A 15,974-nucleotide genomic window follows, 5' to 3' on the forward strand; every position below is an offset into this window, starting at 1 on the left:
GAGGCGGCGCTGGCGGCGGCGGCCGACGACCTCGCCGCGGAGGTGGCGACGTATGCGTGAGGCGTCCGCCGACGGCCCCGCGTTCGCGCTGCGACGAGAACGACCGCCCCTCCGTGGGTGAATACACATCGTACTTACAACGAATCTGGTTCCGGTCGGTCGCTCGTTCTCGGCGGCTTCGCGCCGTTAGCCGCTCCTGCAGTTAGTGATGTTTGTTTGACAAGTCCGATTAGCTTAAGTGCCATCAGTGAGAACGTGGGAGTGCTATGAGCACATGTCCCGAATGCGGGTCCGACGTGGCCCTGCACGACGACCTCGAAGTCGGCGAAATCGTCGACTGCGACACCTGTGGCACCGAACTGGAAGTCGTCGACACCGCCCCGCCGGTCCTCGATCGAGCGCCCGAGCTCTCCGAGGACTGGGGGGAGTAAGTTGCGCGTCGGCATCCTGTACTCCCGGATCCGGAAGGACGAGAAACTGCTGCTCGGGGAGCTCCGCGAGCGCGGCCACGACGTCGAGAAGATCGACGTGCGCAAGCACGGCTTCGGCCTCGACGACAGCGACGCCGCCATCGCGGACTGCGACCTCGTGGTCGACCGCTGTCTGGCGACCAGCCGCAGCAAGTACGCCACGGAGTTCTGCCGGCACTACGACGTCCCCGTCGTGAACAGCCCCGAGACCGCGGCCGTCTGCGCGGACAAAGTGCGGACGAGCCTCGCGCTCGACGACGCGGGACTCCCCACGCCCGACACCACGGTCGCGTTCACCACCGAGAGCGCGCTGGAGGCCGTCGAGGCGTACGGCTACCCCTGCGTGCTGAAGCCCGTCGTGGGCTCGTGGGGCCGCCTGATGGCGAAACTGGACTCGCGGAACGCCGCCGAGGCGGTCCTCGAGCACAAGGCGACGCTCGGGCACTACGAGCACAAGGTGTTCTACGTGCAGGACTTCGTGGAGAAGCCCGGCCGGGACATCCGCGTGCTCGCGACCGACGGCGAGCCCGTCGCCGCGATGACGCGCTCGGGCGACCACTGGCTGACCAACGCCGCGAAGGGCGCCGAGACCGACTCCTTCGAGGTCGACGAGGAGGTCGCCGGGCTCGTCGAGACCGCCAGCGACGCGGTCGGCGGCGGCCTGCTCGGCGTCGACCTGATGGAGACCGGCGACGGCTACACCGTCCACGAGGTCAACCACACCGTCGAGTTCAAGGCGCTGAACGAGGCCAGCGACGTCGACGTGCCCGGCACGGTCGTCGACTGGCTGGAGGACCGCGCGGCCGCCGAAGTCGGGGTGACGCCCTGATGGCCGGCACGACGACCGCGTCCGTCGTCGGCGCGAGCGGGTTCGCGGGCGGCGAGCTCCTGCGGCTGCTCGCCGGCCACCCCGAGTTCGAGGTGGCGCAGGCGACCAGCCGCGAGTACGCGAACAAGACCGTCGGCAGCGTCCACCCGAACCTCCGCGACCTCGGCGTGCGGTTCACGCCGCCGTCGGACCTCGAGGCCGTCGACGTGCTGTTCGCGGCGGCGCCCCACGGCGTCGCGATGGACCACCTCGAGGAGTGGCGGGCCGTCGCGGACACCGTGGTCGACCTGAGCGCGGACTTCCGGCTGGACAGCGAAGCCCAGTACGAGGAGTGGTACGACGGCCACAGCGCGCCCGAGCACATCGACGACGCGGTGTACGCGCTCCCGGAGCTCTCCCGGGACGACCTCTACGGCGCGGACCTAATTGCGGGGGGCGGCTGCAACGCCACCGCGACGATTCTCGGCCTGCTCCCGCTGCACGAGGCCGGCCTCCTCGAGGACGCCCACGTCGTCGTGGACGTGAAGGTCGGCTCCTCGGAGGGCGGCGCGGGCGGCGGCCCCGCCTCCTCGCACCCCGAGCGCTCGGGCGTCGTGCGCCCGTACGCGCCCACGGGCCACCGCCACGAGGCAGAAATCGAGCAGGAGCTCGGCCTCTCGGTGTCGTTCACGGCGCACGCCGTCGACATGGTGCGCGGCGCGAGCGCGACATGCCACGTGTTCCCCGACGAGACGCCTTCGACAGGCGACCTCTGGACGGCGTACCGGGAGACGTACGAGGACGAGCCGTTCGTCGACATCGTCGCGGGCGGCGGCGGCGTCTACCGCTACCCCGAGCCGAAGGCCGTCGCCGGCACGAACGGCGCGGAGGTCGGCTTCGAGCTGGACGAGGACAACGACCGCGTCGTCGCGTTCTCGGCCATCGACAACATGATGAAAGGCTCCGCGGGGCAGGCCGTCCACGCGGCGAACCTCGCGCTCGGCTTCGGGGAGACCACGGGCCTCGACCAGCTCGGGTTGCACCCGGTGGGGAGTCCATGACCGTCGTCGTGAAAATCGGCGGCGCGCGCGCCGTCGACCCGGCGGGCGCGGTGACCGACGTCGCGCACCTCACGGTGAACGACGAGGACGTCGTGGTCGTCCACGGCGGGTCGACCGCCGTCGACGACGCGCTCGACAGGATGGGCAAGGAGCCCGACTACGTGGAGTCGCCGTCGGGCGTCACCGGCCGGTTCACGGACGCGGAGACGATGGAGATCTTCGAGATGGCGATGGGGAAGGTCAACACCGACCTCGTCGCGGCGTTCGAGAACGCGGGCGTGCCCGCCGTCGGGCTGAACGGCGTCGACGGGAAGCTCCTGTCGGGGCCGCGGAAGTCCGCGGTGCGCGTCGTCGAGGACGGCAAGAAGAAGATCCGCCGCGGCGAGCACTCCGGCACCATCGAGGACGTCAACACCGACCTGCTGGCGGCCCAGCTGGACGCGGGCTACGTGCCCGTCGTCTCGGTGCCGATGTTCGCGCGCGAGAGCGAGGACGGCGAGGAGTGGACGCCCGTGAACGCGGACGCGGACCGCGCGGCCGCCGCGGTGGCTGGCGCGCTGGACGCGACGCTGGTCGTCCTGACGGACGTCGAGGGCGTCTACGCGGACCCCGACGACCCCGAGTCGCTCATCGAGGAGGTGCTGACGCCCGAAGACCTCGACGGCGCGAAGGACGCCGCCGAGGGGTTCATGACGAAGAAGGTGCTGGCGGCGACGGAAGCGCTGGAGGGCGGCGCGGAGTCGGTCGTGGTGTCGGACGCGAACCGCCGCGACCCCATCGTCGCCGCGCTCGAGGGCGCTGGGACGCGCTTCAGCCCGGAGGCCCTGCCATGAGCGGGTTCGTCTTCGGCGAGAAGCCCATCCAGATCGAGTCCGGCGAGGGCCCGTTCGTCTACGACGACGGCGGGACCGAGTACCTCGACATGGGCGCGTCGTACGCGTGCGCGCCCGTCGGCCACTGCCACCCCGACGTGGTCGAGGCCGTCGAGTCGCAGGCCAGCGATTTGCTGTTCGTGCAGGGCTCGTACCCCACGGGGACCCGGACCGCGCTGTACGACCGGCTCGCGGACGTCGCGCCCGGCGACCTCTCGAACGTCTGGCTCTGCAACTCCGGGACGGAGGCCAACGAGGCGGCGCTGAAGTTCGCGCGCCACGCGACCGGCCGCGAGAAGGTCGTCGCGGCGAAGCGCGCGTTCCACGGCCGCACGCTCGGGTCGCTGGCGGCGACGTGGAAGCAGAAGTACCGCGAGGGGTTCGCGGTCCCCGAGAACGTCGAGTTCGTCGACTACGGGGACGGCGAGGCGCTCGCGGACGCCGTCGACGACGAGACGGCGGCCGTCGTCCTCGAGCCGATTCAGGGCGAGGGCGGCGTCCACCCCGCGCCCGAGGGGTACCTGCAGGCCGCACGCGACGCCTGCGACGAGACCGGCGCGGCGCTGATTTTCGACGAGATTCAGACCGGCCTCGGCCGCACGGGCACGCTGTGGGCGTGCGAGCAGGCCGGCGTCGCCCCGGACGCGCTCACCGTCGCGAAGGGACTGGGCAGCGGCCTCCCAATCGGCGCGACGCTGGTCGCTGACTGGCTCGCCGAGGACAGCGGCGACCACGGGTCGACGTTCTCCGGCGGCCCCGTCCCGTGCGCCGCGGCGCTCGCGACCCTCGACGTGCTCGAGGACGAGGACCTCGCGGCGAACGCGGCGAGCGTCGGCGACCACCTCCGGGCCGAGCTCTCGGCGCTCGACGTGCGCGACGTGCGCGGCGAGGGGCTGATGGTCGGCGTCGAGGTGAAACGGGGGGCGAACCGGGCGCTGAAGTCGCTCGCGCTGAACCACGGGATTCTCGCGCTCCCCGCCGGCCGCACGGTAGTCCGGCTGCTACCGCCGCTAACTGTCACGGAGTCCCACGCCGACCGCGTGGTGGACGCGCTCGCCGAGGAGCTATGACCCCGCGGGAGCTGCTCGAAGCGCTCGTCTCGACCCCCTCCGTTTCGGGTGCGGAGGCCGAGGCCGCGGGCGTGCTCGTCGACTACTTCGAGCGCCACGGCCGCGAGGCGTACACCGACGACGCGGGCAACGTCCGCGCGCCCGCCGACGACAGCGTGCTCCTCACGAGCCACGTCGACACCGTCCCCGGCCACATCGACGTGCGCGTCGAAGATGGCGAACTCTGGGGCCGGGGCAGCGTGGACGCGACCGGGCCGCTGGCCGCGATGGCCGCGGCGAGCGTCGAGACCGGCGCCTCGTTCGCGGGCGCGTCGAGGAGGAGACCACCTCCGCCGGCGCGCGCCACCTCGTCGAGGACCGCGCGGAGCCCGACGCCGTCGTGAACGGCGAACCCTCCGGCTGGGACGCGCTCACGCTGGGCTACCGGGGGGCTCGTCGCGGGCACCTACGAGGTCGCCACCGAGAGCGGCCACTCCTCGCGGCCCGAACCGAACGCCGTCCAGCTCGCGACCGCGTGGACCGAGCGCGTGCGGGCGGCGTTCCCCGACGACGACACCGTCTTCGAGTCGGTGACCGTCAAGCCCGTCTCCTTCGACGGCGGCCTCGCGGAGGACGGAACGGCCGTCGAGGCGACCGTGGAGATGCAGTTCCGGCTGCCGCCCGGCACCACCACCGAGGACGTCCACGAGACCGTCGCGGACTGCACCACGCACGGGTCGGTGACGTGGACGGAGTCGATTCCGCCCGTGATGGCGAGCCCGCGGACGCCCGTTGCCGGCGCGCTCCGCGCGGGCATCCGGGAGGCCGGCGGCGACCCAACGCACCTCCGGAAGACCGGGACGAGCGACGCGAACATCTACGCCGGCGCGTGGGACTGCCCGGTCGCCACCTACGGCCCCGGGGACTCCGAGCTGGACCACGCGCCCGACGAACGCATCGACCTCGCCGCGTTCGACCGCGGCGTCGACGTACTCACCACCGCAGCAGACCGCCTATGCACTTCCTGACAATCGACGACCTCACGACAGACGAACTGGCCGCCGTCGTCGACGACGCGGCCGCGTTGAAGCGCGCGCAAGCCGACGGCATGCCCCACGAGGCCCTCCCCGGGCGCTCGCTGGCGATGCTGTTCGAGAAGCCGTCGACGCGAACCCGCGTGAGCTTCGAGGTCGGGATGACCCAGCTCGGGGGCCACGCCGTCTTCCTCGGCGACGACGACATCCAACTGGGCCGCGGCGAGCCCGTCGCGGACACCGCCCGCGCGCTCGGCCGGTACGTCGACGCGGTGATGGCCCGCGTCTTCGACCACGACGACCTCGAGGAGATCGCCGCGCACGCCGACGCCCCGGTCGTGAACGGGCTCACGGACGACGCCCACCCGTGTCAGGCGCTCGCGGACCTCCTGACGCTCCGCGAGGTCGCCGGCGACGCCGCGACGGTCGCGTGGGTCGGCGACGGCAACAACGTCGCGGCGTCGTTCACCGTCGGCGCGGCGATGATGGGCTACGACGTGCAGGTGGCTACGCCCGAGGCGTACGCGCTCGACGACTCGGTAATCGCGCGCGCCGAGGAGCACGGCGACGTGACCGTGACCACGGACCCCGAGGCGGCCACCGAGGACGCCGAGTCGTCTACACGGACGTCTGGGTGAGCATGGGCCAGGAGGACGAACGCGAGCAGCGCCTCGACGCCTTCGAGGAGTTCCAGGTGGACGAGGAGCTGCTCGGGGACGCCGCGTTCATGCACTGCCTGCCGGCGAACCGCGGCGAGGAGGTCACCGCCGACGTCATCGACGGCGAGCAGTCCGTCGTCTGGCAGCAGGCCGAGAACCGCCTGCACGCCCAGAAGGCGCTGCTCGTCGAGCTCGTCGACTGACCGGCCGGCAAAACGCGCGACACCCGCCCCGTATTTGTGTCTCCGTCACCGAGACGTGACCATGACCGACCTCTCGCTGGGCGGCTCGACCCCGGCCGTCGCCGACGACGGCGTCTGGCTGGCGTGCGTCGAGTGCGGCGACACCATCGCGCCGTTCGACGACGTGGTGTACGAGTGTCCCGACTGCGGCGGCCTGCTGGAAGCCCGCTACGACGAGTACCCGACGTTCGACGACTTCTCCGGCGATGGCGTCTGGCGGTACGCCGCGGCGCTCCCGTTCGCCGAGGGCGTCTCGATTCGCGAGGGGAACACGCCGCTGTACGACGTCCCCGAAATCGAGGCCGAGGCGGACGTCGCGGACCTCCGCGTGAAACACGAGGGCGCGAACCCGACTGGTAGCTTCAAGGACCGCGGGATGACCGTCGGCGTGAAGGTCGCCGACCGGCTCGGCGTCGACCGGCTCGCCTGCGCCTCCACCGGGAACACGTCGGCGGCGCTGGCGGCGTACGGCGCTCGCGCGAACACGCCCGTGCTCGTGCTCCTGCCGGCGGGGAAGGTCGCCGCGGGGAAGGTCGCGCAGGCGGCGCTGCACGGCGCGCGCATCTGCGAGGTCGACGGGAACTTCGACGACTGCCTCGACGTCGTCTCGGAGCTCGCCGACCGTGGGGAGGCGTACCTCCTGAACAGCCTGAACCCGTTCCGACTGGAGGGCCAGAAGACCATCGGGCTCGAGATCCTCGAGCAGTCCCGGGACGCCCACGGCCGCCTCCCGGACCGCATCGTGCTCCCGGTCGGGAACGCGGGGAACACGGCGGCCCTCTACAAGTGCTTCCGCGAGCTCGTCGAGGCGGGCGAGCTCGACGAGGCCGACGTGCCGAAGCTGACGGGCGTGCAGGCCGAGGGCGCGGCGCCGATGGTCGAGGCCGTCGAGGAGGGGCGGGATTACGTCGAGCGGTGGGACGACGTGGAGACGCGCGCGACCGCCATCCGCATCGGCAACCCCGTGAACGCGCCGAAGGCGCTGCCCGGCATCTACGACACGGGCGGCACCGCGGTCGCGGTCTCCGACGAGAAGATCACCGAGGCCCAGCGCATGCTCGCCGAGGACGGCGTCGGCGTGGAGCCGGCGTCCGCGGCGAGCGTCGCCGGCCTCCTGAAGCTCCGCGAGCGCGGCGACATCACCGCCGACGAGCGCGTCGTCTGCCTGACGACGGGGCACCTCCTGAAGGACCCCGAGGCGGCCGCCGAAGCCGGCGGCGACACGACGCCCGTGCCCGCGGACGCGGACGGCGTGCTGGACGCGCTGTAGCCCTACTCGCTGTTCTCGCTGGCGAGCGCTTCCTGCTCGAGCCGGCGGTCCCGCTCGGTCTCGACCGCGAGCTCGGGGACCGTCGTCGGCTCCATCTCCTCGTCGACGGCGACGAACACGAAGTGCGAGCTCGTCGTCTGCTCGGTGTCGCCCGTCCGGGGGTCCTCGCGGAACGCCCGCAGGCGGACGCGCACGCTGCTCGTGCCAGCGGCGTACGCGTACGACTCGATGACGCAGATGTCGCCCTGCGGAATCGGGCGCTCGAAGTCGAGGCCGTTGATGCGCGCGGTGACGCAGGTGGCGCCCGCGAGCCGCATCGCGGACATCGCGCCGACCTCGTCCATCCACTTCACGACGTTGCCGCCGTGCGCGGACGCGTAGTTGTTCGTGTCGTCGGGCTGGACGCGCACGCGGTTCTCGACGTACGTCTCGGAGACAGTCGGCACGGGGGAACGAACGCGCCCCCGGTAGAAAAGCGCTACTCGCCGTTCAGCTCGATGTTGTGGACGTCGATGATGCGGTCGTCCGCGAGCAGCTCCTCGAGGGCTTCCTCGGGGACCGTGGAGTCGAGGTTGTAGACGGTCAGCGCCTCGCCGCCGATGGTCTCGCGGGCGTTGAACATCCCCGCGATGTTGACGTCGGCGTCGCCGAGCACGGTGCCGATGAAGCCGATGACGCCGGGCTCGTCCTTGTTGCGCGCGGCGAGCATGTGGCCGTGCGGGACGGCGTCGACGCGGTAGCCGTCGATCTTCACGAGGCGGGGGTCGTCGCCCGCGAACAGCGTGCCGGAGACGGTGAGCTCCTCGTCGCTGTTCCCGACCGTGACCGAGACGAGGCTCTGGAAGTCCTCGCTCTGGCGGGTCTTCGACTCGGTGACGTCGATGCCGCGCTCCTCGGCGACCCGGGGAGCGTTGACGGCGTTGACCTGCCACTCCAGCGGGTCGAAGACGCCCTTCTGGGCGCTCGCGGTGACGAGGTCGAGGTCCTCCTCGGCGATGTCGCCCTCGTAGCTGACCTCGACGCGCTCGATGCGGCCGTCGAACAGCTGCGCGGCGACCTTCCCCGCGGTCTCGGCGAGGCCGATGTACGGCTCGATGCGGCCGAACGAGCTCTCGTCGACGCTCGGCGCGTTCAGCGCGTTCAGCACCGGTTCGTCGTCGAACGCCGCGACCACCTGGTCGGCGGTGGAGGTGGCGACGTGTTCCTGGGCGGCCTGCGTGGACGCGCCGAGGTGCGGCGTCACCACGATGTCCTCGACGTCGAGCAGCGGGGAGTCGTCGGGCAGCGGCTCCTCCGTGAACACGTCGAGTGCGGCGCCCGCGAGCACGCCGTCCTCGACGGCTTCGACGAGCGCGTCCTCGTCGACGACGCCGCCGCGCGCGACGTTCACGACGTAGCCGTCCTCGAGCTGCGCGAACTCGTCCTCGCCGAGCAGCCCCTCGGTCTCGTCGGTGAGCGGGACGTGGACGGTGACGAAGTCCGCGCGCTCGATGCACTCGTCGAACTCAACGAGGTCGGCGCCGAGCTGTTCGGCGCGGTCCTCGCCGATGTAGGGGTCGTAGGCGACGAGGTCCATGCCGAGGCCGCCGAGGCGCTTGGCGACCTCCTGGCCGACGCGGCCGAGGCCGACGACGCCCAGCGTCTTCCCGTTGAGTTCCGTGCCGAGGAACTCGCCTTTCGCCCACTCGCCGCCCTTCAGGCGGGTGTGGGCCTGCGGGATGGAGCGCGCGGCGGCGAACGCCATCGCGACGCTGTGCTCGGCGGCGGCGCGGACGTTCCCCTCGGGGGCGTTCGCGACGATGACGCCGTGGTCGGTGGCGGCGTCGATGTCGATGTTGTCCACGCCGATGCCGGCGCGCCCGACGATGAGGAGGTCGTCGGCGGCCTCGAAGACCTCCTCGGTGACTTCGGTGCCGGAGCGGACGATGAGACCGTGGGCGTCGCTGACGGCGTCGAGGAGCGCGTCGCCCTCCACGTCGTAGGCGGTTTCGACGTCGTGGCCCGCCTCGCGGAGCCGGTCGAGGCCGGCGTCCGCGATGGGGTCCGTGACGAGTACCTTCATGAGAGGTCGGTCGGTTCACTCGCGGATAAGCGTTTCCGCACGCACACGAATTGTCGGTGGTTCACGCACCACCGTACTATCCTCGTTCGTGCATACTTCTCCCGCAGAAAGTGGACGTTTGCCCACGCCCGCGCGGCGAGCCGGCGGCGCTTGCCGGCCCCGGCCGGTTCCGCGGTGTCTGGCGTCCTCGGCCGGTTCGGGGCGCGTCGGCCCCCGAAGCCTATCTGTGGACCGCGCGTCGGTAGTGGTATGGCTCACTCACCGCCCGGGAACCAGTTGCGTGAGCGCGTCCAGAACGACGGCGTCGCCGTCGGCGTGCTCGACTCGACGTACAGCCCGACGCTCGTGGAGTTCTACGGCGAGCTCGGCGTGGACTTCGTGTGGCTGGACTTCGAGCACGGCGGCCCCGACCCGTGGGACGGCCCGACCGTCGAGAACCTCCTGCGGGCGGCCGAGCGCACCGGCGTCGACCTGCTCGTGCGCCTCCCGGACAGGGACCCGTCGCTCGTGCGGAAGGCCCTCGACCTCGGCGTCCGGAACGTCTTCCTGCCGCGCGTCGAGACCGCCGCCGAGGTCGAGGCCGCCGTGAAGGCTCGCGCTTCGAGTACGACGGCGGCCCCGGCGACCGCGGGCTCGGGTCGCCGCGGGCGCGACGCTGGGGGCTCGCCGAGGACTACGTCGCCCGCGAGGACCGCGAGACGATGGTCGGCGCCACGATCGAGACGCGGGAAGCCGTCGAGAACATCGACGACATCCTCGCCGTGCCCGAGCTCGGGTTCGTCTTCCTCGGGCCGCTGGACCTCTCGGTGGCGTACGGCCACCCCGGGGAACTCGACCACCCAGAGGTACAGGAGGCCGTGGAGACGGCGCGCGCGGCGGCCGTCGACGCCGGCGTCCCGGTCGGCGGGCTGGGCTTCGGCACCGAGGACGCCAGCGAGAAGGCCGAGGACGGCTACCAGATACTGAACCTCGGGAGCACCACGGCGCCCTGGAGGAGGTCGTCTCCGGCTGGCTCGAAGCCTTCGACGGCCGCGAGTAACGTCTGCCAGAGGAGCGGGGCTTTTCCCTGCCCGTCGCCTACCCGGAGCTGATGACGCTCGTCGCGTTCGACTTCGACGGCACGCTCGCAGACTCGGAGATGATGGACCGCCTCGCCGCCCGCCACGGCGTCGGCGACGAGGTCGCCGGCATCACCGAGCGCGCGATGCGCGGGGAGCTCTCGTACGCCGAGAGCCTCCGCGAGCGAGCCTCGCTCGTCGGCGGCCTCTCCGCGGCCGACGCCGCCGACGTGTACGGCGACGTCCGCCTGCGGGACGGCGCGGGCGAACTGCTCGCCAAGCTCTCCGAGGACGGCGTCCGCGTCGTCGTGCTCACCGGCGGCTTCGGGCCGGGCGTGGAGGCCGCCCTCGACGCCGCGGGCGCGTCCGTCGACCGCGTGGTCGCCAACAGCCTCCCGGAGGCCGACGGCGTACTCACGGGCGACGTGGAGGGGCCGCTCATCGAGGGGACGAAAGACGACGCGCTCGCGGAGGTCTGCGCGGAGTACGGCGTCGACGTCGCCGACTCCGTGGCCGTCGGGGACGGCGCCAACGACGCGCCGATGCTCGACGAGGCGGGCTGCGGCGTCGGCTTCCAGCCGAAACCCGGCGTCGAAGAGCACTGCGACGTGGTCGTCGAGTCGATGGCCGAACTGGAGGCGCTGCTGCGCGAGCGAAGGATTCTGGGGTAGGCCCGCGAGAGCGGGCGACGGGGTTGTCGCGTTCTCGAAGCGTGTGACAGAAACCCGCGACGGGTGGAGTCGCGGGGGTTCCCGAGTCGGGCGGCCAGGGCACACTGAGCGGTACCGACCCGGGCGACTGTCCGTAGGCCGCTCTCACCCTTGCTTAATTGCCCGTTAACGTCGCTTTCCTCACGTGATTACGGGGACAGTTCCAGCGGAAGCTTGATTGGCCGAAGCGCCGAACCCCGGCGTAGTGGCTGCCGACAATCCGACCGCCGACCTCCCCGAGACGGACATCCACGACGTCCTGCGGAACGACCGCCGCCGCATGGTCCTCGAGCTGCTCGGCGACGCCGACGAGCCGGTGACCGCCCGAGAGCTCTCGGAGGTCATCGCGGCCCGGGAGACCGGCGAGGAGCCGCCGCCGCGCGACGTCCGGCAGAGCGTCTACATCTCCCTCCAGCAGACCCACCTGCCGAAGCTCGCGGAGCTGGGCATCGTGGAGTACGACGAGCAGACGAAGGAGGTGCGGCCCGCGGAGAACGCGCCCGCGGTCGGCGTCTACATGGAGGTCGTCCCGAAGTACGGCCTCTCGTACGCCGAGTACTACGCCGCGCTGGGCGTGCTCGGCGCGCTCCTCGTCGTCGCCGCGGAAGTCGGCGTCCCGGGCGTGAGCGCGGTGAGCGCGAGCGCGTGGGCGGTCGCCGTCTTTGCCGTACTCGTGGCGTCCGCGGCGTACCAGACGTACAGCCAGCGGAGCGCGCTCGTCCACCGGCTGCGGGACTAGTTCGACGCTTCTTCGATGGCGGCCTCGAGGTCCGCGACGACGTCCGCGGGGTCCTCGATGCCGACGCTCAGGCGCACGAGGTCGTCGCGGACGCCCGCGGCCTCCTTCTCCTCGTCGGTGAGCTGCTGGTGGGTGGTGCTCGCGGGGTGGATGATGAGCGTCTTCGCGTCCCCGACGTTCGCCAGCAGGCTCGCGAGGTCGGTGTTCTCCGTGGTCTCCTTGGCGGCCTCGTAGCCGCCCGCCAGCCCGAACGTGATCATGCCGCCGTAGCCGCCGTCGAGGTACTCGGTGGCGTTGTCGTGGGTCGGGTGGTCCTCCAGCCCGGGGTAGGTGACCCACGCGACGTCCTCGTGGTCGACGAGGTACTCCGCGACCTTCTGGGCGTTCTCGCAGTGTTTCTCCATGCGCAGCGGCAGCGACTCCAGTTTCTCCAAGGTCTGCCACGCGTCGAACGGCGACTGCTGGTTCCCGAGGTCGCGGAGCCCACGGGCGATGGCGGTGTACGTGAACGCCGCGTCGCCGAACGCCTCCGAGAAGTTCACGCCGTGGTAGGCGGGGTTGTCCTGGGCGACCTCGGGGTACTTCTCGGCGTGGGCGTCCCAATCGAAGTCCCCGCCGTCGACGAGCGCGCCGCCGACCGTGGTGCCGGCGCCGTGAATCCACTTCGTGGTGGAGTGCCAGACGATGTCCGCGCCGTGCTCGATGGGGTTACAGAGGTACGGCGTCGCGAACGTGTTGTCCACGATAAGGGGAACGCCCGCCTCGTCGGTGATTTCGCCGAGGCGCTCGAAGTCCGGCGTCGTGAGGCTCGGGTTGCCGATGGTCTCCACGAGCACGTACGCGGTGTCCTCGTCGATGGCCTCCTCGTAGGCGTCGTAGTCGAGGGCGTCGACGAACTCCGTCTCGATGCCGCGGCGCTCCACGCTGTGCGTGAGGTACGTGTACGTGCCGCCGTAGAGGTCGCTGGACGCGACGATGTTGTCGCCGGCGCTCGCGAGCACGAACGTCGCGAGGTCGAGACTCGCCATCCCGGAGGAGGTGGCGACCGCGCCGACGCCGCCCTCGAGAGCCGCGAGCCGCTCCTGGAGCGTCTCCACCGTGGGGTTCATCAGCCGCGAGTAGATGTACCCGGGCTTCTCGAGGGCGAACTGCGCGGCGGCGTCGTCGCTGTCCTCGAAGACGTACGACGTCGTCTGGTAGATGGGCGGCGCGCGCGACCCGGTCGCGGGGTCGACTTCCTGTCCGGCGTGGACGCTGTTCGTGTCGAACTCGTAGTCGTCTCCGTCTCCCATGGGCGTACGTGCGTGCCCCGGGGCCGTTAAGCCGGGGGGTCGCCCGCAGTTCCTGCCGGCTGCGGTGACGCGCACGCGGCGACGAATCGGCCGGGAGACGCGCGCTACCCCGAGAAGAGGCTGTTGTGGACGGGGGCGTACAGCGTCCGACGGTCGTCGTCGTGGTCGACGGTGTCGGTGACGGCGCGGCCGGCGACGCCGTTCGCGAGGAAGTCCCGGACCGGCGGGCCGACGGACTCCGGTTCGACGAGGAACGCGTCGTGGCCGTGGTCGGACTCGACGACGTGGTGGGAGACCGGGACCTCCTGCTCGCGGAACGCCTGCGCGACGCCCTCGCTCTGGTCGACCGTGAAGTGCCAGTCGCCCGTGAACGACACGAGCAGGGCCTCGCCGGCGAACGCGCCGACGGCGCCGGCGTCGGAGTCGTACCCCTCCGCGAGGTCGTAGTCGTCCATCGCCCGCGTGAGGTAGAGGTAGCTGTTCGCGTCGAAGCGGTCGGTGAACTTCTCGGCCTGGTAGTCGAGGTACGACTCCACGTCCCGGTAGGGGAAGAACGCGCCCGCGTCGTCGACGGGGAACGCGTCGCTGCCGGCCTCCCGGCCCGCGGTGCGGCGGCCGAACTTCTGCTCCATGGAGTCCTTCGAGAGGTACATCAGGTGGCCGAGCTGGCGGGCGAGCGCGAGCCCCTGCGTCGGGAACTCGCCGTCGTAGTAGTCGCCGCCGTTCCAGTTCGGGTCGCCGCGGATGGCCCGTCGCGCGACCGCGTTCAGCCCGAGACACTGCGCGTCGAGACGCGGGGCGGCGGCGATGGCGGCGACGCGGCGGGCGTCGTCGGGGAACCGGCGCGCCCAGTCGAGGGCGTTCATCCCGCCGACGCTCCCGCCGAGGACGGCGTGCAGGCGGCCGACGCCGAGGTCGTCGAGGAGGCGGCGCTGGCTGCGCGTCCAGTCGCCGACCGTGACCGGCGGGAAGTCCGTGCCGTAGGGCTCGCCGTCCGGCCCCTCGGTGGCGGGGCCGTCCGTGCCGTAACACGACCCGGGGACGTTCGCGCAGACGACGTAGTACTCGTTCGTGTCGATGGCCTTCCCCGGGCCGACGACGTCGTGCCACCAGCCCCGGCCCTGGCCGTCGCCGCGGCCGCGGACGTGCTGGCTGCCGGTGAGCGCGTGACAGACCAGCACCGCGTTGTCGCCCGTGAACTCGCCGTACGTCTCGTAGGCGACGGTGAAGTCCTCGAGGGTCTGCCCGCACTCGAACTCGAACTCGTCGAAGGTGGTCGTCGGCATCAGTGAGCGACCTCCAGCGCGCGGTCGAAGTCCGCGAGCACGTCCGCGGCGTCCTCGATGCCGACGGAGACGCGGATCATGTCGGGGCGGACGCCGGCGGCTCGCTGTTCGTCCTCGGAGAGCTGTGCGTGCGTGGTGCTCGCGGGGTGGATGACGAGGGTCTTCGCGTCCCCGACGTTCGCCGCGAACGACGCCAGTTCGACGCCCTCGCAGACGGCCTTCGCGGCGTCGAAGCCGCCCTCGGGGCCGAACGTGAGCATCCCGCCGTACCCGTCTTCCAGGTACTCGCTGGCGGCGTCGTGCGTGGGGTGGCCCTCGTCGCCGGGGTAGGAGACCCACGCGACGTCGTCGCGGTCCGCGAGGAAGTCCGCGAGCGCGGCGGCGTTCTCGCAGTGGCGGTCCATCCGCAGCGGGAGCGTCTCGACGCCCTGCATCGTCTGCCAGGCGTCGAAGGGCGTCTGCCCGGTGCCGGTGGCGCGGACGGCGCGCTGGCGGACGGCCGCGGCGAGCGCGCGGTCGCCGAAGCGCTCGGTGAAGTCGAAGCCGTACGCGGGGTTCTCCCCGGAGAGTTCGGGGAAGTCGGCGTCGGGGTGGTCCCACGGGAACGTGCCGCCGTCGACGACGACGCCCCCCAGGGTCGTGCCGGCGCCGTGGAGCCACTTGGTCGTGGACTCCCAGACGACGTCCGCGCCGTGCTCGATGGGGCGGCAGAGGTGCGGGGTGGCGAACGTGTTGTCCACGACGAGCGGGACGGCGTGGTCGTGGGCGACGTCCGCGATGGCCTCGAAGTCGGGGGTGACGAGCGAGGGGTTCGCGATGGTCTCGACGTGGACGAACGCGGTGTCCTCGTCGATGGCGGCCTCGACGTCGGCGGGGTCGAGGGCGTCGACGGTCCGAGTGTCGACGCCGCGCTTGCCCGCGATGTGCGAGAAGTACGTGCCGGTGCCGCCGTACATGTCCTCGCTGGCGACGATGTTCCGGCCGGCTTCCGCGAGGACGGTGGTGATGCCGTCGATGGCGCCCATGCCGGCGTTCGTGGCGACGGCGTCGACGCCGCCTTCGAGGCTGGCGAGGCGGTCCTCGAGGGTCGACACCGTGGGGTTGGAGATGCGCGAGTAGACGTCCGCCTCGGACTCCAGGGCGTACCTGTCGGCGGCGTCGTCGGCGTCCGGGAAGACGTACGAGGTGGTCTGGTAGATGGGCGGGGCGCGCGCCCCCGTCTCGTCGGGGGCCTGGCCCGCGTGGACGCTGCGGGTGTGGCGCCCGCCGCTCGCGTCGGTCATGTATCCAAGTAATATAGCTCGAATAGAATATGCGTGGTAGTTACGGCAACGCTTGCCCGGTCCCGGCGAGACGGCGGCG

14 protein-coding genes and 3 pseudogenes are annotated in these 15,974 nt (G+C 71.6%); 11 read left to right on the forward strand and 6 right to left on the reverse strand.

Features of this window, described 5'->3' with window-relative positions:
* Positions 1-266: 266 nt before the first annotated feature.
* The 8 genes and pseudogenes from lysW (at position 267) to thrC (ending at position 7,465) form a co-directional block, all read left to right on the forward strand.
* Positions 267-431: a lysine biosynthesis protein LysW gene (lysW, locus tag GJ634_RS03780; RefSeq protein ID WP_058984487.1), complete on the forward strand. Its 165-nt coding sequence runs from the start codon at positions 267-269 to the stop codon at positions 429-431.
* A 1-nt stretch (position 432) separates the two neighbouring features.
* Complete coding sequence (gene lysX / locus GJ634_RS03785; protein ID WP_157500580.1) at positions 433-1,299, forward strand: lysine biosynthesis protein LysX; 867 nt, start codon at positions 433-435, stop codon at positions 1,297-1,299.
* Entirely contained in the window at positions 1,299-2,339 is a 1,041-nt protein-coding gene (gene argC, locus GJ634_RS03790) for an N-acetyl-gamma-glutamyl-phosphate reductase (protein ID WP_157500581.1), read from the forward strand. Before lysX ends, argC begins: the two co-directional genes overlap by 1 nt.
* A complete protein-coding gene (locus GJ634_RS03795; RefSeq protein ID WP_157500582.1) occupies positions 2,336-3,172 on the forward strand; it encodes an acetylglutamate/acetylaminoadipate kinase in 837 nt (278 codons plus the stop codon). Before argC ends, GJ634_RS03795 begins: the two co-directional genes overlap by 4 nt.
* Positions 3,169-4,281: an aspartate aminotransferase family protein gene (locus tag GJ634_RS03800; RefSeq protein WP_157500583.1), complete on the forward strand. Its 1,113-nt coding sequence runs from the start codon at positions 3,169-3,171 to the stop codon at positions 4,279-4,281. Before GJ634_RS03795 ends, GJ634_RS03800 begins: the two co-directional genes overlap by 4 nt.
* Positions 4,278-5,288 (forward strand): annotated as a pseudogene (locus GJ634_RS03805) ([LysW]-lysine hydrolase). The gene GJ634_RS03800 and the pseudogene GJ634_RS03805 overlap by 4 nt, the downstream one beginning before the upstream one ends.
* Positions 5,276-6,156 (forward strand): annotated as a pseudogene (gene argF / locus GJ634_RS03810) (ornithine carbamoyltransferase). Before GJ634_RS03805 ends, argF begins: the two co-directional pseudogenes overlap by 13 nt.
* Before the next feature lie 61 nt (positions 6,157-6,217).
* Positions 6,218-7,465 (forward strand): threonine synthase, encoded by a 1,248-nt coding sequence (gene thrC, locus GJ634_RS03815; protein ID WP_157500584.1) that lies wholly within the window; start codon positions 6,218-6,220, stop codon positions 7,463-7,465.
* Between the two features lie 2 nt (positions 7,466-7,467).
* On the opposite strand, the gene GJ634_RS03820 is transcribed toward thrC, so the two are convergent.
* The 3 genes from GJ634_RS03820 to GJ634_RS16870 all read right to left on the reverse strand — a co-directional run bounded on the left by GJ634_RS03820 (position 7,468) and on the right by GJ634_RS16870 (position 9,926).
* On the reverse strand, positions 7,468-7,911 hold the full coding sequence (locus GJ634_RS03820) for an acyl-CoA thioesterase (protein ID WP_331713980.1): 444 nt from the start codon (positions 7,909-7,911) through the stop codon (positions 7,468-7,470).
* Between the two features lie 32 nt (positions 7,912-7,943).
* Positions 7,944-9,527, reverse strand: a complete 1,584-nt coding sequence (gene serA, locus GJ634_RS03825; protein WP_157500585.1) for a phosphoglycerate dehydrogenase — start codon at positions 9,525-9,527, stop codon at positions 7,944-7,946.
* 258 nt (positions 9,528-9,785) lie between these two features.
* Complete coding sequence (locus GJ634_RS16870; RefSeq protein WP_394350870.1) at positions 9,786-9,926, reverse strand: hypothetical protein; 141 nt, start codon at positions 9,924-9,926, stop codon at positions 9,786-9,788.
* On the opposite strand from GJ634_RS16870, the pseudogene GJ634_RS03830 reads away from it, so the two are divergent.
* The 3 genes and pseudogenes from GJ634_RS03830 (at position 9,897) to GJ634_RS03840 (ending at position 12,034) form a co-directional block, all read left to right on the forward strand.
* A pseudogene (locus GJ634_RS03830) lies at positions 9,897-10,566 on the forward strand (HpcH/HpaI aldolase/citrate lyase family protein). The gene GJ634_RS16870 and the pseudogene GJ634_RS03830 overlap by 30 nt on opposite strands.
* A gap of 51 nt (positions 10,567-10,617) precedes the next feature.
* Positions 10,618-11,256 (forward strand): phosphoserine phosphatase SerB, encoded by a 639-nt coding sequence (gene serB, locus GJ634_RS03835; RefSeq protein WP_157500586.1) that lies wholly within the window; start codon positions 10,618-10,620, stop codon positions 11,254-11,256.
* Between the two features lie 244 nt (positions 11,257-11,500).
* Positions 11,501-12,034: a hypothetical protein gene (locus GJ634_RS03840; RefSeq protein WP_197425381.1), complete on the forward strand. Its 534-nt coding sequence runs from the start codon at positions 11,501-11,503 to the stop codon at positions 12,032-12,034.
* Here GJ634_RS03840 and GJ634_RS03845 read toward each other — a convergent pair.
* The 3 genes from GJ634_RS03845 to GJ634_RS03855 all read right to left on the reverse strand — a co-directional run bounded on the left by GJ634_RS03845 (position 12,031) and on the right by GJ634_RS03855 (position 15,895).
* On the reverse strand, positions 12,031-13,326 hold the full coding sequence (locus tag GJ634_RS03845) for an O-acetylhomoserine aminocarboxypropyltransferase/cysteine synthase family protein (RefSeq protein ID WP_157500588.1): 1,296 nt from the start codon (positions 13,324-13,326) through the stop codon (positions 12,031-12,033). The genes GJ634_RS03840 and GJ634_RS03845 overlap by 4 nt on opposite strands.
* 104 nt (positions 13,327-13,430) lie before the next feature.
* Entirely contained in the window at positions 13,431-14,612 is a 1,182-nt protein-coding gene (metX, locus tag GJ634_RS03850; protein ID WP_157500589.1) for a homoserine O-acetyltransferase, read from the reverse strand.
* Positions 14,612-15,895, reverse strand: coding sequence for an O-acetylhomoserine aminocarboxypropyltransferase/cysteine synthase family protein (locus tag GJ634_RS03855; RefSeq protein WP_157500590.1), 1,284 nt, complete (start codon positions 15,893-15,895; stop codon positions 14,612-14,614). Before GJ634_RS03855 ends, metX begins: the two co-directional genes overlap by 1 nt.
* Between the last annotated feature and the right edge of the window lie 79 nt (positions 15,896-15,974).

Source organism: Halobacterium sp. CBA1126 (assembly GCF_009741975.1).
GTDB lineage: Archaea > Halobacteriota > Halobacteria > Halobacteriales > Halobacteriaceae > Halobacterium.